Annotated in this window: 19 protein-coding genes, 1 tRNA gene and 1 pseudogene; 11 read left to right on the top strand and 10 right to left on the bottom strand. The window is 63.4% G+C overall.

The features are described from left to right. Positions 1 to 104 precede the first annotated feature (104 nt). From traA to LDB26_RS00425, 6 genes and pseudogenes are all read left to right on the top strand, one after another. On the top strand, positions 105 to 3,104 hold the full coding sequence (gene traA, locus LDB26_RS00450; RefSeq protein ID WP_062062808.1) for a Ti-type conjugative transfer relaxase TraA: 3,000 nt from the start codon (positions 105 to 107) through the stop codon (positions 3,102 to 3,104). 137 nt (positions 3,105 to 3,241) lie between these two features. After that, positions 3,242 to 3,463 carry an AlpA family transcriptional regulator gene (locus LDB26_RS00445; protein WP_062062810.1) on the top strand — a complete coding sequence of 74 codons (222 nt, stop codon included), beginning with the start codon at positions 3,242 to 3,244 and terminating at the stop codon, positions 3,461 to 3,463. Beyond that, positions 3,450 to 3,719 (top strand): hypothetical protein, encoded by a 270-nt coding sequence (locus LDB26_RS00440; protein WP_062062813.1) that lies wholly within the window; start codon positions 3,450 to 3,452, stop codon positions 3,717 to 3,719. The genes LDB26_RS00445 and LDB26_RS00440 overlap by 14 nt, the downstream gene beginning before the upstream one ends. 46 nt (positions 3,720 to 3,765) lie before the next feature. Beyond that, positions 3,766 to 4,056 carry a DUF1778 domain-containing protein gene (locus LDB26_RS00435; protein WP_062062815.1) on the top strand — a complete coding sequence of 97 codons (291 nt, stop codon included), beginning with the start codon at positions 3,766 to 3,768 and terminating at the stop codon, positions 4,054 to 4,056. Next, on the top strand, positions 4,053 to 4,568 hold the full coding sequence (locus LDB26_RS00430; protein WP_062062818.1) for a GNAT family N-acetyltransferase: 516 nt from the start codon (positions 4,053 to 4,055) through the stop codon (positions 4,566 to 4,568). Before LDB26_RS00435 ends, LDB26_RS00430 begins: the two co-directional genes overlap by 4 nt. Then, positions 4,565 to 5,620: pseudogene (locus LDB26_RS00425) on the top strand (recombinase family protein); the annotation flags it as partial. The gene LDB26_RS00430 and the pseudogene LDB26_RS00425, both read left to right, overlap by 4 nt. A gap of 564 nt (positions 5,621 to 6,184) precedes the next feature. Here the strand turns inward: LDB26_RS00425 and LDB26_RS00420 are convergent. Both LDB26_RS00420 and LDB26_RS00415 read right to left on the bottom strand, forming a co-directional pair. Continuing rightward, positions 6,185 to 6,275: transfer RNA gene (locus LDB26_RS00420), tRNA-Ser, on the bottom strand. 143 nt (positions 6,276 to 6,418) lie between these two features. Next, a complete protein-coding gene (locus LDB26_RS00415) occupies positions 6,419 to 7,270 on the bottom strand; it encodes an SDR family oxidoreductase (RefSeq protein ID WP_257539692.1) in 852 nt (283 codons plus the stop codon). Positions 7,271 to 7,451: 181 nt separating this feature from the next. On the opposite strand from LDB26_RS00415, the gene LDB26_RS00410 reads away from it, so the two are divergent. Then, positions 7,452 to 7,859: a low affinity iron permease family protein gene (locus LDB26_RS00410; RefSeq protein ID WP_257539690.1), complete on the top strand. Its 408-nt coding sequence runs from the start codon at positions 7,452 to 7,454 to the stop codon at positions 7,857 to 7,859. An 8-nt stretch (positions 7,860 to 7,867) separates the two neighbouring features. Next, on the top strand, positions 7,868 to 8,341 hold the full coding sequence (locus LDB26_RS00405) for a CinA family protein (protein ID WP_257539688.1): 474 nt from the start codon (positions 7,868 to 7,870) through the stop codon (positions 8,339 to 8,341). Positions 8,342 to 8,390: 49 nt separating this feature from the next. Here LDB26_RS00405 and ligD read toward each other — a convergent pair whose 3' ends face one another. The 4 genes from ligD to LDB26_RS00385 all read right to left on the bottom strand — a co-directional run bounded on the left by ligD (position 8,391) and on the right by LDB26_RS00385 (position 13,279). Continuing rightward, positions 8,391 to 10,895, bottom strand: a complete 2,505-nt coding sequence (gene ligD / locus LDB26_RS00400) for a DNA ligase D (RefSeq protein WP_257539685.1) — start codon at positions 10,893 to 10,895, stop codon at positions 8,391 to 8,393. Next, complete coding sequence (locus LDB26_RS00395; protein ID WP_062062880.1) at positions 10,895 to 11,368, bottom strand: MgtC/SapB family protein; 474 nt, start codon at positions 11,366 to 11,368, stop codon at positions 10,895 to 10,897. The genes ligD and LDB26_RS00395 overlap by 1 nt, the downstream gene beginning before the upstream one ends. Beyond that, positions 11,369 to 12,244 (bottom strand): Ku protein, encoded by an 876-nt coding sequence (locus LDB26_RS00390; RefSeq protein WP_257539683.1) that lies wholly within the window; start codon positions 12,242 to 12,244, stop codon positions 11,369 to 11,371. It lies immediately after the preceding gene. Between the two features lie 144 nt (positions 12,245 to 12,388). Beyond that, positions 12,389 to 13,279 (bottom strand): LysR substrate-binding domain-containing protein, encoded by an 891-nt coding sequence (locus LDB26_RS00385; RefSeq protein WP_062062875.1) that lies wholly within the window; start codon positions 13,277 to 13,279, stop codon positions 12,389 to 12,391. A 307-nt stretch (positions 13,280 to 13,586) separates the two neighbouring features. Here LDB26_RS00385 and LDB26_RS00380 point away from each other — a divergent pair, with 307 nt between their 5' ends. From LDB26_RS00380 to LDB26_RS00370, 3 genes are read left to right on the top strand one after another with little or no spacing between them, the layout of a single operon-like run. Continuing rightward, complete coding sequence (locus tag LDB26_RS00380) at positions 13,587 to 16,778, top strand: efflux RND transporter permease subunit (RefSeq protein WP_257539681.1); 3,192 nt, start codon at positions 13,587 to 13,589, stop codon at positions 16,776 to 16,778. Then, a complete protein-coding gene (locus tag LDB26_RS00375; RefSeq protein WP_062062870.1) occupies positions 16,771 to 17,973 on the top strand; it encodes an efflux RND transporter periplasmic adaptor subunit in 1,203 nt (400 codons plus the stop codon). Before LDB26_RS00380 ends, LDB26_RS00375 begins: the two co-directional genes overlap by 8 nt. Continuing rightward, the gene (locus LDB26_RS00370) at positions 17,970 to 19,364 is read left to right on the top strand and encodes an efflux transporter outer membrane subunit (RefSeq protein ID WP_257539679.1); all 1,395 of its coding nucleotides are present in this window, start codon (positions 17,970 to 17,972) and stop codon (positions 19,362 to 19,364) included. Before LDB26_RS00375 ends, LDB26_RS00370 begins: the two co-directional genes overlap by 4 nt. A gap of 137 nt (positions 19,365 to 19,501) precedes the next feature. On the opposite strand, the gene dapD is transcribed toward LDB26_RS00370, so the two are convergent. The 4 genes from dapD to LDB26_RS00350 are packed head-to-tail and all read right to left on the bottom strand — an operon-like array spanning position 19,502 to position 22,681. Then, positions 19,502 to 20,338, bottom strand: coding sequence for a 2,3,4,5-tetrahydropyridine-2,6-dicarboxylate N-succinyltransferase (gene dapD, locus LDB26_RS00365; protein ID WP_257539675.1), 837 nt, complete (start codon positions 20,336 to 20,338; stop codon positions 19,502 to 19,504). Then, positions 20,338 to 21,006, bottom strand: coding sequence for a pyrimidine 5'-nucleotidase (locus LDB26_RS00360; protein ID WP_257539673.1), 669 nt, complete (start codon positions 21,004 to 21,006; stop codon positions 20,338 to 20,340). The genes dapD and LDB26_RS00360 overlap by 1 nt, the downstream gene beginning before the upstream one ends. Before the next feature lie 50 nt (positions 21,007 to 21,056). Next, positions 21,057 to 21,935: an LOG family protein gene (locus tag LDB26_RS00355; protein ID WP_257539670.1), complete on the bottom strand. Its 879-nt coding sequence runs from the start codon at positions 21,933 to 21,935 to the stop codon at positions 21,057 to 21,059. Positions 21,936 to 21,979: 44 nt separating this feature from the next. After that, positions 21,980 to 22,681: an extensin family protein gene (locus LDB26_RS00350; RefSeq protein ID WP_062062856.1), complete on the bottom strand. Its 702-nt coding sequence runs from the start codon at positions 22,679 to 22,681 to the stop codon at positions 21,980 to 21,982. Positions 22,682 to 22,743: the final 62 nt, after the last annotated feature.

The raw sequence follows: 22,743 nt of genomic DNA, 5'->3' as shown, positions 1-22,743 counted from the left end.
CGGAACGGTCTGGGACACGCCGGTCCATCCCGAGATTTTTTCGAGGGAGGGCGCGCTTATACGTCGTTCCGACGTGCGCTTCGCCGTGCCAATGCTTGATCGCGATGGCGATCTATCATCTTCACGTCAAGGTCATTGGCCGCAAGGCCGGAAGCAGCGCGGTGGCCTCCGCCGCCTACCGCTCGGCTTCGCGGATGCGCGACGAACGCATCGACCGCGTGCAGGATTTTTCCAACAAGCGCGGGGTCGTCCATTCCGAGGTGATGTTGCCGGAACACGCGCCCGAGCAATGGAGCGACCGCGAACGGCTCTGGAACGATGTGGAGGCGTTCGAGGTCAGGAAAGATGCGCAGCTTGCCCGCGAGGTGGAGTTCGCCATTCCGCGCGAGATGACGGAGCGCCAAGGCATCGAACTTGCCCGCGATTTCGCGCAAGCCGAATTTGTCGATCAGGGCATGATCGCCGACGTGAACGTGCATTGGGACATGGCCGAAGACGGAAGCCCCAAACCTCATGCCCATGTCATGCTGACCATGCGCAGCGTGGACGAGAACGGCTTCGGCCCGAAGGTGCGCGACTGGAACCGCACGGAGATGGTGGAACGGTGGCGCGAACGCTGGGCAGAGCATGTCAATGAGCGGTTGGCGGACCTAGATATTGACGCGCGCATCGACCATCGCAGCCTTGAAGCGCAGGGTATCGGGCTGGAGCCGCAAAGCCAGATCGGCGCGCCCGCACAGCGGATCGAGACACATAGTGTCGAGGGCGACGGGATCGAGGCTGCCAATGTTGCGGATCGGGCCGAATTGCACCGCGAGATCGCGCGGAACAACGGCGCACGGATCATCGCCGATCCTTCGGTGGCGCTGGACGCGATCACGCAGCAGCAATCAACCTTCACGCGGCGCGACATGGCGATGTTCGCGCACCGGCACAGCGATGGCATCGAGCAGTTCAACGAAGTCATGGGCGCGATGCGCGGTTCGCCCGATCTGGTCGAGCTTGGGCAGGACGGGCGCGGCGAGGATCGCTTCACCACCCGCGACATGATCGAGGCCGAACAGCGCCTGCACCGCGCCGCCGAACTTATGGCCGAAAAGGAATTGCACGAGGTCAGCGACCGCGACAGGGAGGCCGCGCTTGCGCGTGCAGGGGAACGCGGCCTTGTGCTGTCCGGCGAGCAGGCCGACGCGCTGGCGCATGTCACGGACGGACGCGATCTTGGCATCGTCGTCGGCTATGCCGGAACGGGAAAGAGCGCGATGCTGGGCGTCGCCCGCGAGGCGTGGGAAGTGGCGGGCTATGAGGTTCGCGGCGCAGCCCTTTCCGGCATCGCGGCGGAAAATCTCGAAGGCGGATCGGGCATTTCTTCGCGCACCATCGCCAGCATGGAACATGGCTGGAAACAGGGCCGTGACATGCTCACTTCCCGCGATGTGCTTGTCATCGATGAGGCGGGCATGGTCGGCACACGTCAGTTGGAGCGCGTGCTGTCCCATGCGGCGGAAGCAGGCGCAAAGGTGGTTCTGGTTGGCGATCCGCAGCAGCTCCAATCCATCGAGGCAGGCGCGGCCTTCCGCTCGATCCATGAGCGTCATGGCGGCGCGGAAATCGGCGAGGTGCGCCGCCAGCGCGAGGACTGGCAGCGCGCCGCCACGCGCGATCTGGCGACCGGCAGAACCGGCGCGGCGATTCATGCCTATGACGCGCACGACATGGTGCATGAGGCGCAGACCCGCGAGCAGGCGCGCGGCGATCTGATCGACAGATGGGACCGCGACCGGCAGGCGGCACCGGACGTGAGCCGGATCATCCTCACCCACACCAATGCCGAGGTGCGCGAACTCAACGAGGCTGCCCGCGACCGGATGCGGGCGGCTGGCGACCTGGGCGAGGACGTGCGCGTCACGGTCGAGCGCGGCGAGCGCAGCTTCGCCACCGGGGATCGCGTCATGTTTCTGCAAAACGAACGCGGACTTGGCGTGAAGAACGGCACGCTCGGCACTATCGAGCAGGTCAGCACGCAGAGCATGACCGTGCAGGCCGACGATGGCCGGTCCATTGCCTTCGATCTCAAGGATTACGACCGCATCGACCACGGCTATGCCGCGACCATCCACAAGGCGCAGGGCATGACGGTGGACCGCACGCATGTCCTGGCGACGCCGGGCATGGACGCCCACGGCAGCTATGTCGCCCTGTCGCGGCATCGCGACGGTATGGACCTGCATTATGGCGGCGACGACTTCGCCGGTCAGGATAGATTGGTGAACACCCTGTCGCGCGACCGGGCCAAGGATATGGCGACGGATTACGACCAGATCGACCCGGCGCAGGACTATGCCGAGCGGCGCGGCATCACTTTCCGCGCCCGTGTCGCCCAGATCATGCGCAGGCTGATGCCGGAGCGCGTGCGCGATGCCGTCGATGATATGCTCGACAGATTGCACGCGCCCGGTGGCGGCGTGCCTGGCGGAAGTGTTGTGCAGCCGCCGGAAAGGGCGAAGGCCGGAAGGACGGAACCGGAGCGGCAAGCCGATACCGAGCCGGAAGCCGTCTTGCGCCGCGCCCGCACCAGAGCGCTTGTCCGCCATGCGCGTGCTTGCGATGCGATCATGGAGGCCAAACGCGAGGGCCATACGCCGTCCAGTGAGCAGCGGCGCGAGCTTGGCGCGGCGCGCAACGCGTTCGAGGAGGTCCGGCCCCACGGCTGGCAGGACGCGGAAGCCGCCTACAGCAAGGACAACAGCCTTGCCCGCGAAGCAGGAACCGGCAGGATCGACCGGACTGTCCGCGCGCTCTATCAGGAAACCGAACTGCGGCATGATACGCAGCGGGCCGATGATTTTGTGGAGCGCTGGCACAAACTCGACCGGGCCAGCGAGCGCCAATATGCGGCGGGCGATTATTCCGGCTACAAGGCAGCCCGCGCCGAGATGGGCAATATGGCGAAGGCTCTCGAACGCGATCCGCAGATGGAATCCCTGCTCGAAATCCGCAAGAAGCAACTCGGCATCGACATGGATTTCGACTCAGGCATGAGGCTTGGTCGGCAACTTGCCCTCAGTCACGGTCTCGGCAGAGGTCGGGGCATCGGGTTGTAGAGTGAAGAACTTTCCTATTTACCGCCGTTTCTACGCCACGGCCCTACAGCGGCTAAATATTTCTTGCACAATGATAAATCGCTGCTCTGTCTGGTCTCTGCAATCGTCAGAAACGACCAGCAGGAAGCAGCAGAACCATGCGCCAACCAGACCGCATCATCCGCTTTAACACCGTTCGCGCCCGCACCGGCCTGTCACGATCCACCATCTACCGCAAGATCGCCGAGGGCACGTTCCCCGCCCAACTCAGGATCAGCACCAATGGCGCGGGATGGCGGGAATCCGACATCAATCGCTGGATCGCCAACCCTGCAGGATGGCTGCCACGCGGCGAGATCGATTTTGATGACGTCCTCTGATCGTGCCGATGATGACGGCGCAGGCGGCGCGCGCGGTTCCCGGCGAGGCAGGCCCCCCACGGCCTCGCAGCAGCTTGAGGCATTGCTGGGCTGTCCCTGGCCGTTCCCCGGCAGACCGCCCAAGCATGACCTCAGCACATGGACCGTGACCGACGATTGGCCCGATCCCGTGCCGGTCACACAAGCCGAAATCGAGGTGTTCGAGCGATGGTTCGGCGACCTGTTCGATGAATTGTTCGGCTCATCCGACCCTTGATAAATCCGGCAATATGCCGTATGTAACGAGGGAAAGGAGTTCAGCCATGCCCAGACCCGCAAGTGAAATGGAAACCGCCCGCCTTGAGGCGCGCGTCCCTGTCAACGTCTATGAGCAGATGCAGCGCGCCGCACGGCTGCGCGGCATGACGCTGACCGGCTATCTCATCGCCACGGCAGGCGAGGACGCACGCCGCACGGTCGAGGAAGCCGACGTGCTGCGTCTGGCGGCCGAAGATCAGGTGCGCTTCGCCAAGGCGCTGATCGACCCGCCCGCGCCCAACGCCCGTCTGGCCCGCGCCGCGAAGCGTCATGCTGACCTGATCGCGCCCCGGTGAGTGCAAGGTTTGCGATAGAGCCGCTGACCAAAGGTCACCAGCGCAAAACGTTCTTATGTGGCAACGAGCGGATTGATCACTATTTCCGCGAGACGGTTACGCAGGACATCAAGCGCCGATACGCGACCTGTTTTGTCGCCCATGACCTTGAGACCGACCGGATAGCGGGCTTCTACACGCTGTCATCGAACAACGTCCCGCTGACCGCCGTGCCCAAGCCGATGGCAAGCCGGTTGCCCCGCTATCCGACTGTCCCGGCGGTGTTGATCGGCTGGCTTGGACGCGACCAGTCCTATTCCGGGCTTGGACTTGGCGAGGCGCTGCTGTTCGACGCGATCAAGACGGTCGCCGAAGCGCCGATAGGCGCTCACGCCATATTCGCCGACGCCATCGACGGGAAGGCCGCAGCCTTCTACACGGCCTTCGGATTCACGCCGCTGACTGATCGGCCCAATACCCTGTATCTGCCTGTTGCGACCGCACAGCGCCTTTTATCGGGAGAAGCGCTATGACAACTTCGAGCAATGGCGAATCCCAGCATCGGGTGATGCTACGCGCGGCCCTTTACCTGCGCGTTTCGACGGCGCGGCAGGCCGAGCATGATGTCTCCATTCCCGACCAGAAGCGGCAGGGTGAAGCCTATTGCGAATCCCGTGGTCTGCAACTGGTCGAGACTTTTGTAGAACCCGGTGCATCGGCCACCAATGACCGCCGCCCCGAGTTCCAGCGCATGATCGAGGCTGGCACCAGCAAACCCGCGCCCTTCGATGTCGTCGTGGTCCATTCGTTCAGCCGCTTCTTCCGCGATCACTTCGAGCTTGAGTTCTATGTGCGCAAGCTCGCCAAGAACGGCGTGAAGCTGGTTTCGATCACACAGGAAATGGGCGACGATCCCATGCACGTCATGATGCGGCAGATCATGGCGCTGTTCGATGAATACCAGTCCAAGGAAAACGCCAAGCACGTCATCCGGGCCTTGAAGGAGAATGCGCGGCAAGGCTTCTGGAACGGCTCGCTTCCCCCTATCGGCTATCGCACCGTCGCCGCCGAACAGCGCGGCGCGAAGATCAAGAAGAAGCTGGAGATCGACCCGCTGCACGCCGACACGGTGCGGCTGATCTATCGCCTCGCCCTGGAAGGCGATGGCGTCACCGGCCAGATGGGCGTCAAGAACATCGTCTCCTATCTTAACAGCCGCCGCATCTTCACCCGTGACGGTGGACGCTGGGGCATCGGGCAGGTTCACCGCATCCTGACCCGTCGAACCTATATGGGCGAGCACGAGTTCAACAAGCGCAGCAAGACCAAGAAACTGAAGCCGGTCAGCGAGATCGTGATGGTTCCGGTTCCGCCGATTATCGACAAAGAGACGTTCGAGGCGGTGCAGAAGCTGCTCAAGGCCCGCAATCCCAAGGTCATGCCCGCCCGCGTCATTAGCGGCCCGACCATGCTCACCGGGCTGATTCATTGCGCCAAGTGCGGTGGAGCCATGACCATCCGCACCGGCAAGGGCGGACGTTATCGCTATTACGTCTGCTCGATGAAAGCACGGCAGGGACCGACCGCGTGCAGCGGCATGGCGGTGCCGATGGAGAAGCTGGATGATCTTGTCGTCAATCACCTTGAGAAACAGCTACTCCAGCCCGAGCGGCTGGAAACCGTGCTTGCCGCTGCGCTCGACCGCAGGGAAGAACATGCCGGGCGCCGCCGCGAGCATATCGCCGAACTCAACAAGCGCTCCACCGAATCGGAACTGCGCCTCAAACGGCTCTATGACGCCATCGAGGCAGGCGTTACCGATCTGGACGACCCGGCGTTGAAAGACCGCATCGACGGCCTCAAGGCCATTCGTGATCAGGCCAAGGCCGATGCCGACCGGGCGCAGGCCATGCTCCAGAACTCAGGGCAAAAGGCCGTCACGCCGCAGATGCTGCGAAAGTTCGCCACGACAGCGCGTCAACGCATCCGGCTGGAAGGTGGAGGCTATCGTCGCGACCATCTGCGCGCGCTGGCGCAGCGCGTCGAGGTCGATACCGGCGAAGTTCGCATCATGGGATCGAAGTCCCGGCTGCTACAGGCGCTTGTGGCGGGAAGTGGCGTAAACTCAGTGCCCACTCAGGGACTGAAGTGGCGGAGCGGGAGGGATTCGAACCCTCGATACGCTTTTGACGTATACTCACTTTCCAGGCGAGCGCCTTCGACCACTCGGCCACCGCTCCGCATGCGCTGGAAGGCGGCTCCCTATCGCGAGCCAGAGCAAGAGGCAAGGCGTCACCTTTACTTTAATTCACATCCTGCGATTTTCACAAGGTCGGCCATATCCTTGCCTCCGTTCATAACCGTGGCCTTTTCACATTCAACCCTACCCATTCACGATGGTTCCGCCATTGGGATGCAGCACCTGACCCGACATATAGCTGGCATCGTCGCAAGCCAGGAAAAGGAAACTGGGCGCCACTTCATTGGGCTGGCCCGGACGGCCCATCGGCGTGGATTCGCCAAAATGCTCCAGCTTTTCCGGACTCGCGCCGCCGCAGGGGTTGAGCGGGGTCCAGATGGGGCCGGGCGCTACGGCGTTTGCCCGAATGCCATCCCCGATCAGGCTTTCGGACAGGGAGCGGGTGAAAGCGGTAATAGCGCCCTTGGTGCTTGAATAATCCAGCAGTTCGCCCGAACCCTGATACATTGTAACGGACGTGCAATTGATGACCGCGGCCCCTCGCCTCAGATGCGGGCGCGCCGCCTGGGTGAGAAAGAACATGCTGAAGATATTCGTCTGGAACGTGCGGCGCAGCTGTTCCTCGCTAATGTCGGTTATGTCTTCGTCCGGATGCTGCTCGCCCGCATTGTTGACGAGAATGTCTATGCTTCCCAATTCCTTCATGACCTGATCGACTGCCCGGCCGCAAAAGGCTTTGCTTCCCAGATCCCCGGCGATCGCGATGGCGCGGGCGCCTTCGCTTTCGACGATCTCCACGGTCTTTTTCGCGTCGTCATGCTCGCACAGATAGAGGATAGCCACGTCTGCGCCTTCGCGCGCATAAAGCGCGGCGACCGCCCGGCCTATGCCGCTGTCGCCGCCGGTGACGATCGCCACCTTGCCGGCAAGACGGCCCGAGCCGGGATAGCGTGGCTCCCATTCGGGCTGCGGCTCCAGCCTGCTTTCATGGCCGGGAAGCAGGTCTTCATGAATCATGTCGGTCATCTCGGACATCGGGATTCTCCTTCGCTTTCCAACAAACGAATCTCGCTGGCCTGAGTTCAAACGGCGTCTCGACGCCCTGCCTCACCCACGGCACGGCAGGCCTGATGATATCGTCCGCCGCGAAATGAACCTCGCGGCACGGTCGGCGTTTCTGGTCGGCATCAACCCTATGGGCATGAGGATCTGGGCCATGAATAAGTTCTTCACCAGGATCGCCGGACGCATCGCCTTCCTTGCGGGAAAGCCAGCGACGTTCATTCTGGCCGCCGCTCTTGTCCTGTTGTGGGCGGCGACCGGGCCGCTATTCGCCTTTTCGGAGGTATGGCAGCTGGTGATCAACACAGGCACGACCATCATAACCTTCCTCATGGTGTTCCTGGTCCAGAACACGCAGAACCGGGATGCCTGCGCGATGCAGGCCAAACTCGACGAACTGCTTCGGGCGATGGTGGATGCGCGCGTGGAGTTCATCGGCATCGAGCATCTGACCGATACCGAAATCGAAGCGATCCGGTCCCAGCTCGAAAAGGATCAAGAGGAAATGACGAACCGGCCACCGCCCCATGCGTCCGTCGGCCGGCTCCTTGCCCGCCGGTAGGAAAGGTCATGGAACCGCTTGTCGACCGCCTGCCTGAAGATATTGACGTCCTGGCGCGTCGCCTGCTCGAAAAGGCGTGCAGGCGGCACCTGACACTGGCGACGGCCGAAAGTTGCCCCGGCGGGCTGATCGGCGCCGTCCTCACCGATGTAGAAGGGACCAGCCACGCCTTCGAACGCGGCTTCATCGTTTATAGCGACGAAGCCAAGGCCGGCCTTCTGGGCATTCCCCGCAAGTCGATCGATGCGGAGGGCGCGGTAAGCCAGCCTATCGCGCTGGCGATGGCGAAATGCCCTCCGAAGGCATGTTCGCCCAGTGCCGCAAGACCCCAATGCCGCAGACCCCAGAGCCGCAAGACCGATGTCGATCTTGTCGCATTGCGGGACCAGTTGCTCGCGCGGAAAGAGGAACTGCTGGCGCAGGCAAAGGCCGGCGGCCCGCCCCTCGCAAAGCCCTATGCGGTGCATCTGATCGCGGCCTGAATGCGAAGGGGGGTCATGCGGGGGGCTCCCGCCCCGAATCGGCTGAAATTCATATTTCAGGAAGCCTCTGCGTGGCAAAGCCCCAACCTTTGAGGCTGTCCGCGCGGTCGATCAGTCTTTCCGCATCGCCGATGCCGAACGGATGGGCGTCTTTCATCTCCTCCAGCTCGTCCCACCCGATCGGCACCGCCACGGGCGCACCGGCACGCGCACGCGCCGAATAGGGCAGGATCGCCGTGCTGCCCCGCTGGTTGCGGAGCCAGTCGATGAAGATGCGTCCCTTGCGCTTCGCCTTGCTCATGGTCGCGACGAAGCGTTCCGGCTCGGTCACGCTCAGGGCCTGAGCGAAGCGGCTGGCAAAATCCTTGTGGCTGTCCCAGTCATGGCCCGGCGTCAGCGGCACTACCACATGCACGCCCTTTCCGCCCGACAGCATCGCGAAGGAGACGAGGCCGATGTCGCTCAGCCGGTCGTGAATATCCCGCGCGGCGCGCTTCACCGCGCCAAAATCCAGCCCCTCATCGGGATCGAGATCGAAGATCATCCGGTCGGGCTTTTCCACGGCATCGGCCCGGCTCTCCCAGCCATGAAACTCGATCGTCCCCATCTGCACGCAGGCGAGCAAGCCGTCCGCATCCTCGACATAGATATAATCTTCTGACCCGCCGTCCTTCTCCTGAATGGCGACCTGCCGGACATGCTCGCCAAAAGCGCCGCTGTCATGCTTCTGGAAGAAGCATTTCTTGGCGCGCCCCTGCGGACAGCGGACGAGGCTGATCGGACGATTGGCCGCGAAAGGCAGCATCAGGGGTGCGATGCGGGAATAATAATCGGCCAGCTCCCCCTTGGTCTGTCCGCTTTCGGGAAAGATGACTCGGTCCCGGTTGCTGATCTTGACATCGCTTCGGGGAGCGGGAGCGGTTTGGCTCTTTTCCGGTTTCACATCCTTCGCCTTCTTGTCGGCGCGCAGGCCGAGGAAACTGCCATGGCGGACCCGGCCGTCGCCCGTAAATTCGGAAAAAGCGACTTCCGCGAGGAGTTTCGGCGCTATCCAGCGTGCGCCCCTTGCGTCCTCGCGCGGGACATCGGCCGGGGGCTTCTCCACTTCCAGCGGTTCCATCGCCTCGGCCAGCTGCGCCATGCCTTGAGCGTCGAAGCCGGTTCCGACCTTCCCCTTGTAGACCAGTTTGCGGCCCTCCTGCTGCGCCAGGAGGAGCGAGCGGAAACCCCGCCCTTTCGCGTTGCTCTTAGTCCAGCCGATGATGATGAATTCCTGCCGTCGCGTGCATTTCACCTTCACCCAGCTTCTGGTCCGCTCGCCGCGATAGGGCGCGTCGACGCGTTTCGAGATGATGCCTTCCTGTCCCGCCTCGCACATCGACCGGTAAAGTGTCTCACCCGCGCCGATGACATGATCGGCGACATGAATGGGTGGCTGTGCCTGATGAAGCAGCGCCTCCAGCCGTTCCTTGCGTTCGATGGTGGACAATGGCTTCAGATCCGCACCGTCCAATGACAACAGATCGAACGCGAAGAAGCTCAAGGGCGCATCCTCCCGTTCCGCTCCGCGGCCGCGCTTGAGCACCGCCTGCAATGCGGAGAAGCTGGGATTGCCATCCGGGCCGAAGGCGACGATCTCCCCGTCGATCAGCGCGGGCGGCAGGGCGAGCGCGGCCATCGCCCGCACCAGCGGCCCGAACTTTTCGGTCCAGTCCAGTCCGCTGCGAGTAAAGACCGTCACCTTTTCGCCCGCCACTGCGATCAGGGCGCGATAGCCATCGAACTTGATTTCATGCAGCCAGTCATTGCCGGCCGGCACGCTGTCCACAAGCGTGGCCAGTTGCGGCTTGACGAAACGAGGCAGGGTCGCGGCGCCTTTGCGCGCCTTTGGCTTCAGTTTCGCATTATGATCCCGCGCGGCCTGCATCTTCTGCGCGAAGGCCTTGCCCTTTGCGCCCGCAAGCGACTGCGCGCCCTTCTTGTCGGCGGCGATTTGCGCCATCGACCGGCCGGTCAGAACGCTGGTCAACGCCCGGTCGACCAGAACCGTTTGCGTGTCCGCCTGATCGTCGTCGATCTTGCGAAGCAGCCAGTTTTCGCGCTTCTCGCCGGATCGTCCCTTCATCTTCACCAGCAGCCATTCCCCCTTCATCCGCTCGCCATGCAGGATAAAATGGAGGTGGCCCTTGTCGATGTCGGCGGCGCTCTTGCCCTCGACCGGCTCCCATGTGCCTCGGTCCCATAGCATCACCGTGCCGCCGCCATATTCGCCCTTGGGAATGATCCCCTCGAAATCGCCATAGCTCAAGGGGTGGTCCTCCGTCCGTACCGCCAGCCGCCGGTCGGCGGGATCGAGGCTTGGCCCCTTGGTCACAGCCCAGCTTTTGAGCACGCCGTCCACTTCCAGCCGGAAATCCCAGTGGAGCCGCGTCGCTTCATGCTTCTGCACGACGAAGCTGTTGCCGCCCTTTTTCGCGAGCACACCCTTGGGCTCGCGCGTGCGGGCAAAATCGCGCTTGGCGTTATAGGGGGCCAGGGCGTCCCGGTCCGCCATCAATCGTTTCGCTTCCCAGGATCTATCCAGCGGTCCTCCACCACGCGCAGCAGAGTGAGCATGACGACCGCGACGATCGCCGCGCTCACGACCAGCGGCCATTGCCCGGCGCCGCTGGCGATGCCGATCATGCCTGCCAGCCAGATATGGGCAGCGGTGGTGAGATTCCTGATCTCGCCCTTGTTGAACATGATGAGGCCGGCCGCGATGATGCCGGTAAAGGCGGCGGACGCCTCGAACACGCGCAAGGGGTCGATATTGCCCTCGCCATGAAGCTGTTTATGCAGGGCTATGGCGCTGATCGTCATCAGCGCGCAGGTGAAGCAGATGATGCCATGCGTCCGCATCCCGGCCGCATGGCCCCGCAATTCCCGGTCAAGGCCCAGCAGCAATCCCAAAAACGCCGCCGTCCCCAACCGCCCGAGAATCGGCCAGTCAATGAAATGCAGCGGCGTCGCGGGGTTCAGTTCCATTCATGCCTTCTTGCGTTTCGGCGGAGCAGCCCGCTTCGTCGAAGTCTTCGCCTTGGTCGCAGGCTTGCTGGCTGGTGGACTGCGCTTGCCGCCGTCCACCGACTTTTTGAGCGCCGCCATCAGATCGATGACATTGCCGCCCCGATGGGTGGCGGGTTCCTCCACATCCTCGATGATGCGCTTGCCTTTTGCCTTTTTCTTCTTGTCGATCAGCCTGCGGAGCGCATCGACATAGCGGTCGTGAAATTCTTCGGGTTTGAAGGGCGCGGTCTTCTTTTCGATGATCGTGGTGGCAAGGTCGAGCATGTCCGCATCGGCCTTCGCATCGGGGAGGCCGCGGAAATAGCTTTGCGCCTTCGTCACCTCATCGGCATAGCGCAGCAGTTCGAGCACCAGTCCGCGTCCGCAGGGCTTGAGCGACACGAGCTGCTCCCGGCCGCGCACGGACAATTGGCCCAGGCCGACCTTCTTCGTCTGCCGCAGGGCATCGCGCAGCACCGCATAGGCCTCCTCCGCCAGATCGTCGGCAGGCAGCACGAAATAGGGTTTTTCATAATAGAGGACGTCGATGGCGTCCGCCTCGACGAACTGCACCAGTTCGAGCGTCTTGCGGCTTTCGATCTTTACCGCTTCGATCTCTTCCTCTTCCAACAGGACATAATTGCCCTTCGAGACCTCATAGCCTTTCAATATCTCGTCGCGGTCCACCGGGCCGATGCCCGCCACGACCTTTTCATATCGGATGGGCTTGCCGGAAGGCTCATGAATCTGGCGAAAGGACACAGCCGCGCCCGATCGGGTGGCCGGATAGATTTCAACGGGTATCGACACCAGCGCCAGCCTGATCTGGCCCTGCCAATATGCGCGCGCAGCCATAGGCAACCTCCGCTGCATCAGCGTGCGGCGGCGCAGGAAGTTCCCGTTCGATCGCATGAAGATTGGCTGGCGGTGATCGGGATGGGCAAACGCCGGGCGGCGTGCGGAAAGGACAGCCGCAATCCGATCGGCGCGCGCCGCTTTTCAGGGCCGCTCTTCGAACAATGTGTCCAGAAATGCCTGCCCCGTAGGCGAAATATCCTCATTATAGATCAACCAGAGCGAACTGGGGACAGGGGGATGGAAAGGGCGATTGACGACATTGTCCATGTGCAGCCTGACCATGGACTGAGCCATAATCGTCGGGCCGAAACCCGCGGCTACCAGACCCAATAATGTCGCGAGGCTGCGGGCCTCATGCGCGATCTGCGGCACAAAGCCCGCCTGTTCGCACCGCGCGAAGAAATACTCGGTAAAGCCGGTGCCGTTGGCCGCGCCGAAAAGAACCAGCGGTTCGTTGGCCAGGTCCTGGATGCGCGGCGGTTCGGGACGTACCGCCAGCCGATGATCCGCCCGCAACGCCAGCACCATGTCTTCCTGGAGCAGGCATTGCGTGACCAGCCCATCGGGCAGGATCGGCCTTTGATAGTCGCGCACCATGCCGATATCGAGCTGGCGATTGCGGACATTTTCGATCTGCTCGCCCCGTTCCTGTTCCTGGAGGATCAATTCGACATCGGGGTAGAACTGGCGGAACCGATACAACGCCCGCGCCACCGACGGCACGAAAGGCCCCGATACGGTGAAGCCCAGCACAAGCCGCCCGATCTCCGCGCGATGCGCCATGCGGGCGATCTGCACTGCCCGTTCCGCCTGCATCAGGGTCTGGCGCGCTTCCGGCTCGAACAGCCGGCCCACTTCGGTAAGGCGTACGCGGCGGCTGGTCCGGTCGAAGAGGCGTACGCCCAGTTCGTCTTCCAGCGCCCGAATCTGCTGGCTGAGGGGCGGCTGCGAAATGCCGAGCCTGAGCGCCGCGCGGCCGAAATGCATTTCTTCCGCGACACAGAGGAAATAGCGCAAATGCCTCAGCTCCATAATTAAGTCGTCCTGAATATCAATCAAGCCATATTATATATTAGACGCAGATAATACAAACCGCCATGGACGATGCGAATGTGGCGTCGTGACGGGAATGTCCTACCGCATGCCGAGCGCGGGCTTTGCCCCCTAAAACCGCGCGCGCTTCTGGGCTTCCCGAGCGATGTCACATTCAAGTATCCAACCTGTTGGCCCCGCCTTTTGGACGCCAGGCATCACCATGTTTCCGCCTCCAGCAGCTCTCGCCATGAAAGAAACAGAAAGCGTCCTGGCCTTCGTCCGCGATGCTTTCGGGGAGTCGTGAATGATCGGTATCGTCAAGATTGCGCTCAACAGGCCGCTGACCTTCATCGTCATGGCGATCCTGATCGCGGTCATCGGCGTCCTGACGGCGATACGGACGCCGGTCGACATCTTCCCGAACATCCGTATCCCGGTGATCGCGGTGGCGTGGCAATATGCCGGATTGCCGCCGGAAGACATGGCGAACCGCATCACCGATCCCTATGAACGGGTGCTGACGACGACCGTCAACGATATCGAGCATATCGAAAGCCAGTCCTTCCAGGGCGTCGGCATCGTCAAAATCTATTTCCAGCCGGGCGCGGACATCCGCACGGCAACGGCGCAGGTGACATCCATATCGCAGACCGTCCTGCGTCAGATGCCGCCGGGCATCGCCCCGCCCCTCATCCTGAACTACAACGCATCGACCGTCCCGATCCTGCAACTCGCGCTGTCGGGCAAGGGCATGTCCGAACAGCAGCTTTTCGACATGGGGCAGAACCAGATTCGCCCGCAGTTGGTGACCATTCCCGGCCTTGCCATGCCTTATCCTTCCGGCGGGCGGCAGCGTCAGGTCCAGATCGACCTCAATCCGCTGGCGCTGCAATCCAAGGGGCTGTCGGCGCAGGATGTGGGCAACGCGATCGCGGCGCAGAACCAGATCAACCCGGCCGGTTTCGTCAAGATCGGCGACACGCAATATAGCGTGCGGCTGAACAATGCGCCCGCTTCCATCGAAGCGCTCAACGACCTGCCCGTGAAGGTGGTGAACGGCGCGACCATCACCATGCGCGACGTGGCCCATGTCCGGGACGGCAGCGGTCCGCAGCAGAATATCGTGCATGTCGAAGGCAGCCGGTCCGTGCTGCTGACGATATTGAAGAATGGCGCGACGTCCACCCTGTCCATCGTCGCCGGCGTCAAGGATGCCCTGCCCAACATCGCCGCCACCCTGCCTGACACGCTCAAGATCCTGCCCTTGGGCGATCAGTCGCTGTTCGTGAAGGCGGCGGTGCAAGGCGTCATCCATGAAGGCGTGATCGCCGCCGCGCTGACGTCGCTGATGATCCTCCTGTTCCTTGGCTCCTGGCGTTCGACGGTCATCATCGCCCTGTCTATTCCCCTAGCGATCCTGGCGGCTGTCGCGGCTTTGGCGGCATTCGGACAGACGCTGAACGTCATGACGCTGGGCGGGCTGGCGCTGGCGGTCGGCATCCTGGTCGATGACGCGACCGTGACGATCGAGAATATCAACTGGCATCTGGAGCAGGGCAAGGGCGTGCTGGACGCCATTCTCGACGGCGCGGCGCAGATCGTGACGCCCGCCTTCGTGTCGCTGCTATGCATCTGCATCGTGTTCGTGCCGATGTTCCTGCTGCCGGGCGTCGCGGGTTTCCTGTTCGTGCCGATGGCCCTGTCGGTCGTCTTTGCGATGGTCGCTTCGTTCGTCCTGTCGCGCACATTGGTGCCTACAATGGCGATGTATCTGCTGAAGCCGCATCATGCGGGCGAAGGCCATCTGGCGGGCAGGCCGGACTCCCGCAATCCGCTGGTCCGTTTCCAGCGCGGCTTCGAAGCGCGTTTCGAGAGGGTGAGGACCGGCTATACCGGCCTGCTCCATCGGGCGCTGGCTGCGCGCAAGCCGTTTCTGCTGGGCTTCCTTGCGGTCGTGATTCTGTCCTTCGGCCTGTTGCCGATATTGGGCAGCAATTTCTTCCCGGCCGTCGATTCCGGCCAGATCGCCATGCACGTCCGCGTGCCGGTGGGATCGCGCATCGAGGATACGGCCGTCCGCTTCGAACATATCAGCCGCGAGGTGCGTAAGATCATCCCGGCGGCCGAACTGGCATCCCTCACCGATAATATCGGCCTGCCCGTCAGTTCGATCAACACCGTCTACAACAATAGCGGCACCATCGGCCCGCAGGACGGCGACATGCTGATCGCCCTGAAGGAAGGGCATCGTCCGACCAGCGAGATCGTCTCCATCCTGCGGCGCGAGCTGCCCCGCCGCTTTCCCGGAACGAGCTTTGCCTTTCTGCCCGCCGACATCACCAGCCAGATCCTGAACTTCGGCGCGCCCGCGCCGATCGACATCCAGATCGCGGGCAAGAACGGGCAAGCGAACCGCGCCTATGCCCAGAAACTGCTGGCGAAGATTTCGACCATTCCCGGCCTGGCCGACGCGCGCATCCAGCAGCCCGCCCGCGCGCCGCAGATCAACGTCGACGTCGACCGTTCCCGCGCCAGCCAATATGGTTTGAACGAACGGGATGTCACCACCAGCCTCGCCGCGCAGCTTGCCGGCACGTCGCAAACCGCGCCCGTCTTTTTCGTGAACCCGGAAAATGGCGTGCAGTATCCGGTCGTGGCGCAGGCGCCCGAATATCTGGTGCAGTCGATGAGCGACCTGTCCAACGTGCCGGTATCCAGCGCGGCGGGCGCGGGCGTGACGCAGCCGCTGGGCGGCGTCGCCACCATAACGCGGTCGAACACCGTGCCGGTCGTATCCCATTATAATATCGCGCCGGTGCTCGACATTTACGCCAATACCCAGAACCGTGACCTGGGCGCGGTCGCGGGCGACATCCAGCGCGCGATCCGGTCGCTGGAAAAGGAATTGCCCAAGGGCGCTACCGTCACCATCCGCGGGCAATACGCCACCATGAACACGGCCTTTTCCGGCCTCGGCTTCGGCCTTCTGGGCGCAATCGTGCTGATCTATCTGCTCATCGTCGTGAATTTCCAGAGCTGGGTCGATCCCTTCGTCATCATCACGGCGCTGCCTGCGGCATTGGCCGGCATCGTGTGGATGCTGTTCGTCACCGGCACCACATTGTCGGTTCCCGCATTGACGGGGGCCATCATGTGCATGGGCGTTGCGACCGCCAATTCGATCCTGGTCGTCAGTTTCGCGCGGGAAAGGCTCGCCGAACTGGGCGATGCGACGAAAGCCGCGATCGAGGCGGGCACGGTACGTTTCCGTCCGGTGCTGATGACCGCGCTGGCCATGATTATCGGCATGGCGCCCATGGCGCTGGGGCTGGGCGATGGCGGCGAACAGAACGCCCCGCTTGGCCGCGCCGTCATCGGCGGCCTGTTCTGCGCCACTATCGCCACCCTTTTCTTCGTCCCAACCGTCTTTGCGCTGGTCCATCGCAGGCATGGACAAGAAGCCACTCTTCCGGAAATGCAGCCAAGCCATGTCTGATCCCCATAGCCCTTCAATCGAAAATGACATTCCCCCCGCGGGGCCTGACAACCGCACGCTGAAGCGTGTGGGCATCGGTGCGGCCGTAGTGGCGATCATCATCGTCGCGCTGGGCGTGGCGTCACGGATCAACGCGACGAACGAACTGAAACAGGTGGCGGCCGATACCGCCATCCCCACCGTCGCGGTCATCGCGCCCACCGCCAATGGCGATGCCGGCGCGCTGGTCCTGCCGGGCAGTCTGCAAGCCTATAACAGCGCCGCCATCTATGCCCGCACCAATGGCTATGTGCGCCGCTGGCTGGCCGACATCGGCGATCATGTGCGCGCGGGGCAATCGCTGGCCATTCTCGATGCGCCGGAAGTCGATCAGCAACTGGCGCAGGCACAGGCCGATTATCAGACCGCGCTCGCCAATCAGCGGCTTGCCGCGATCACGGCCAGGCGATGGAGTTCGATGCTGGCGCAGGACGCCGTGTCGCGACAGGAGGCGGATGAAAAGGCCGGCGATCTGGCGGCCCGCACCGCGCTCGCCAATGCCGCGCTCGCCAATGTGAAGCGTCTTCAGGCGCTTCAGGGCTTCACCCGTCTGTCCGCGCCGTTCGACGGCATCGTCACCAGCCGATCGGCCCAGATCGGCGCGTTGGTCGTGTCCGGCAATGCTGCTGCCCAGCCCCTTTTCACCGTCTCCGACATCCATCGGATGCGTGTCTATGTGCGCGTGCCTCAGGCCTATTCGGCGTCGCTGCGTTCCGGCATGGCCGCAACTCTCGCGCTGCCCGAATTTCCCGGCCGGACCTTTACCGCCGCACTGACCCGCAGTGCCGACGCGGTCGATACGCAGTCGGGCGCCGTGCTGGTGGAGTTGCAGGCGGACAATGCCGATGGCGCGCTCAAGCCCGGCGCTTTCACGCAAGTCAGTTTCAAGGTCGTCCCCGGTCACGGCAACGGCCTGACCCTGCCGGGGAGCGCCATACTCTATGGCGGTAACGGACCTTCCGTCGCTGTGGTGGGCAAGGACGGGCGCGTCACCGTGAAGCCCGTGACCATCGCGCGCGACGAAGGCAATGTGGTCCAGCTTTCGGGGGGCATCAGCCCTGCCGACCGCGTCATCGACAATCCTCCCGATGCGATCCACAATGGCGATCGCGTCCATGTGCAGAAGCCCGCCGGTGGAAAGGGGGATCGCGCATGATCGCCCGCCGCCGGATCGCGGCGGTTGCGCTGGCGCTGCTGACGGGCTGTTCGATGGCGCCGGCCTACCAACCCCCGAATATAGGTGTCCCCCAGAATTTCAGCGAAGCCGAGGGCTGGACCGCCGCCCAGCCGATGGACGGCCTGCCGCGCGGCAATTGGTGGGAAGTCTTCAACGATCCCATACTCAACGATCTGGAAGCGCGCAGCGCCGCGGCCAGTCCCACCCTGGCGGCCGCCCTCGCGCGATACGATCAGGCACGGGCCGCCGCGCGGGCGGAGACAGCGGACCTGTTTCCCGAAATCGCCGCGGGCGCCGACGCCAGCCGCCAGCGTCTGTCCGGCAATCGTGTCGGCGGAAACGGCAACGCATCGACCTACGATGATTTCACGGTCGGCGGTTCGCTGGACTATGAACTGGATCTCTGGGGTCGTATTCGCAACAGCGTGAGGGCGGCGCGCGCCGACGCGCAGGCGAGCGGAGAGGATCTGGCCTCCGCGCGCCTCAGCCTGCAAGCCGCCGTCGCGGATGCCTATGCGCGGTTGCGGGGTCTGGATGCGGAGGCGGAATTGCTGCGCGCGACGGTCGATGCCTATGACAAGGCTCATGCGCTGACGGTCCGGCGACATGACGGCGGCATCGCTTCGGGCATCGACGTCAATCGCGCCCGGACCGTGCTGGACAATGCCCGCGCGCAGATTTCCGCCGTCGCCAATGAACGCGCCGCTACCGAGCATGAAATCGCCGCGCTGGTGGGCGCTGTCGCATCGGATTTTCGCATTGAGCGGCAAACGCAATCCCTTGCCGCGCCCCTCATGCCCACGGGCGCGCCGTCGCAACTGCTTCAACGGCGCCCCGACATCGCCGCTGCCGAGCGGCGCATGTTTGCGGCCAATGCGCGTATCGGGGTCGCCAAGGCAGCCTTTTTCCCCACGGTCACGCTGGGCCTTGGCGGTGGATATGAAACCACCCATGGCGATCTGTTCAAGACGCCCAACAGCTTCTGGGGCCTCGGTCCCGCATCGGCGATCCTGTCGCTGTTCGACGGCGGACGCCGCAAGGCGCAGCTTCGCATCTCCCGCGCCGAATATGAAGAACTGGCCGCCGGTTATCGCGACACGGTGCTGACGGCATTCCGCCAGGTGGAGGATGCGATCGCCGCCAACCGCTATCTGGCCGATCAGGCGATCAGTCAGGAAAGCGCGGCCAATGCCGCCGAACGGACCAGCGAACTGGCGCTCACCCGCTATCGCGACGGCGCATCGGATTATCTGGAGGTGGTGACGGCACAGACGGACGCTCTTTCCGCGCAACGCGCCCTGCTTCTGGTCCAGACGCAAAGGATGCGCGCCGCCATTTCATTGGTGAAGTCGCTGGGTGGTCCTGTCTGAAGGGATCGCCGCACCGGCCCTGTCCACCCGGCGACGGATATGCAAAGCGGCCCTCCATTGCGTGAAGGGCCGCTTTTTCCACATGCAGCTTTTCTGAAGGCCCCGCCCGCCACGGACGGACGAGCCCTTCTCCCGCTTCAATCGCGCAGCAGGTCGTTGATGCCCGTCTTGGACCGGGTCTGCGCGTCCACGCGCTTGACGATCACCGCGCAATACAGGCTCGGCCCCGGTGTGCCGTCGGGCAGCGGCTTGCCGGGCAGCGATCCGGGCACGACCACCGAATAGGGCGGGACCTGCCCCATGAAGATTTCGCCGGTGGTGCGGTCGACGATCTTGGTCGACTGGCCGATGAAGACGCCCATCGACAGCACCGATCCCTTGCCGATCCGCACGCCTTCCACCACTTCGGATCGCGCGCCGATGAAACAGTCGTCTTCGATGATGACCGGGTCGGCCTGCAACGGCTCCAGCACGCCGCCAATGCCGACGCCGCCCGACAGATGGACATTCTTGCCAATCTGGGCGCAGCTTCCCACCGTCACCCAGGTATCGACCATCGTGCCTTCATCCACGAACGCGCCGATATTGACGAAGCTGGGCATCAGGATGACATTCTTCGCGATATGCGAGCCCGCCCGCGCGAAGGAGCCGGGAACGGCGCGGAACTCGGCGGCGCGGAAAGCGGCTTCGTCCCAGCCCGCGAACTTGCTGGGCACCTTGTCCCACCAATGGCCCGCGCCCGGACCATTGTCGATCATCGCATTGTCGTTGAGGCGGAAGGACAGCAGCACCGCCTTCTTCAGCCACTGATTGATCTGCCAGCCGTCGCCCTTCGGTTCGGCGACCCGCGCTTCGCCACTGTCCAGCAGGCTGAGCGCCTTGTCCACCGCCTGCCGCACCGGGCCTTGCGTGGACAGGGTCACATTAGCCCGGTCCTCCCAGGCGGCGTCGATGGTGGCGATCAGGTCGGTCATTATGTTTCCCCAATGATGTCGGCCAGAAATGGCGTCAGATGATCGGTTTCGAAATCGATGAAATCGGGATGGTGATCGTGGCTGCCGCCTTCCGATCCGTTATTGACCCAGACGGTCGTCATGCCGATCGCCTTGGCGGGCTTCAGGTTGCGGGCCATATCCTCGAAAAAGGCCGCGCGCACCGGATCGACCCCATGGGTGGAGCAAAGCGCGGCATAGCCGGACGGATCGGGCTTGGGCACATATTGGCAGGCATGGATGTCGTGGATCAGCTCGAACGCTTGCCCCAGCCCCAGCCGGTCGAGCACGCGCCCCGCATAGTCCGCATCGCCATTGGTGAAGATCAGCCGCCGCCCCGGCAGCGCCGCGATGCGGGCGTTGAGCGCCGCGTCCACCTCCAGCCGCTCCATTGAAATATCGTGGACATAGTCGAGGAAGGCGCGCGGCTCGATGCCGTGATGCCGCATCAGGCCCGAAAGCGTCGTGCCATGCTCCATGAAATAGCGTTTCTGCACGGCCTTCGCCTCGACCGGATCGCAACCCAGCAGCCCCTGAATGAACTCGCCCATCTTCACGTCGATCAGGGCGAACAGGTCCGCCTTCGCCGGATAGAGGGTATTGTCCAGATCGAAGATCCAGCAATCGATATGGGCAAGGTCCGCGCGCATGACCGCGCCCTATCCCCGCCGGTGGGCAAGGGCAAGGCGAGTTGCGCTTTTCAGTCGCAACCCGGCGCGTCCATATCCTCGTAAAAGGCTTCGACCGCCGCCCATGCTTCCTCCGCCGTTTCGACCCAGGTGATGAGGTTGAGGTCGGACGGCGCGATCACCCCTTCGTCGGCCAGCGCCTCGAAATTCACCACGCGGTTCCAGAAATCCCGACCGAACAGCAGGATGGGGATAGGCTTCATCTTGCCGGTCTGCACCAGTGTCAGCAGCTCGAAAAACTCGTCGAACGTGCCGAAGCCGCCCGGAAAGACCGCGAGCGCCCGCGCGCGCAGCAGGAAATGCATTTTGCGGAGCGCGAAATAGTGGAACTGGAAGGACAGCTCCGGCGTCACGAACCGATTGGGCGCCTGTTCATGCGGCAGCACGATGTTCATGCCGATGGTCTGCGCCCCGATGTCCGCCGCGCCCCGGTTGGCCGCTTCCATGATGGACGGGCCACCGCCCGAACAGACGACGAAATGGCGGCATCCGGCGGGATTGGGCGGATAGGCGGCGGCGATGCGCGCCAGTTTGCGCGCTTCGTCATAATAGCGCGCCTTCCGGCCCAGATTCTCCGCGATCCGCCGCTGTTCCGGCGTGGTCGCGGCGTCAATTCGCGCCTGCACCTCTTCGGGTTCGGGGATGCGGGCCGATCCGTAAAAGACGAAGGTCGATTCGATCTGCGCTTCGGTCATCAACAGTTCCGGCTTGAGCAGTTCCAGCTGGAACCGGACGGGCCGCAAATCTTCCCGCAACAGGAATTCATTATCCTGAAAGGCCAGACGATAGGCCGCGCTGGTGGTCTGCGGCGTTTCGATCGCCTTGCGGGCGTCATCGGCTTCCTGCTTTGCCGGACGGAATTTACGTTCGGCGATTTCTTTCTTGGTCATGCCGACCCACTAGGCAGCAAAGGCGGGCATGCCAAGGGGGCTTGTCAGCGGCAGAAGCCGCCCTTGCCGCCCATGTCGAAATGAAAATGGTCGTGATGCGCGGCATTATAATTGGGACTGAGCACCGTGCGGAACCGCTTGCAGGCGCTGGCGTGGATGACTTCCAGGAACTGTCGCGTGCGCCGGTCGCCGCTCCAGTCTTTCTCAATCGAAATGCGCCGCCCGTCCGACAGGACGAAGGCCGATACGTCGATTGCATTGCTGTGGGCATGTTCGGAAAGCTTGCCGCTGCCCGCGATGGGGCGGCAATTATAGGTGCCGAATGTTTCGATCCGCACGATCTCCGCGCCCAGGATCAACCGGGCGGCGGGCTGCACGCCAAAACGCGCCCATGCCGCGAAATTGGCGGCGAGATTGCACGTCATCGCGCCCAGATTGGTCGCGGGCACGCCGATGTCGAGCAGCTTGACGCTGCCCAGGGCGCTGCATCCGCCGCCGAAATTCTGATCGGGCAGTGGCGTGAAGGCGACGGATTGCGATTGCAGCTTCGCCATGCACTGCCGCACTTCCATCGTCGGCGGAGCGGCGGGACGGGCCGTTTTGGCTTTATGCGGTTTGGACGCGCTGCTCACCCGGCCGCGCGGCACCAGGTCGCCGCCGCATGCCGCCAACGCCAAAGTCATTGTCAACAGCGCGGCAAGGCCCGCGCCGCGTCGAAACAGATTGTCCCACGCCCGCTCTTCCATGAATCAAGCATTTAGCACGTTCTTTTCAGACGGTGGTTAACGCGGGCCTCGATTCGTCGCAT

It is taken from the genome of Sphingobium sp. CFD-1, from assembly GCF_024611115.1.
GTDB lineage: Bacteria > Pseudomonadota > Alphaproteobacteria > Sphingomonadales > Sphingomonadaceae > Sphingobium > Sphingobium baderi_A.
This window is presented reverse-complemented; position numbering and strand designations above follow the sequence as displayed.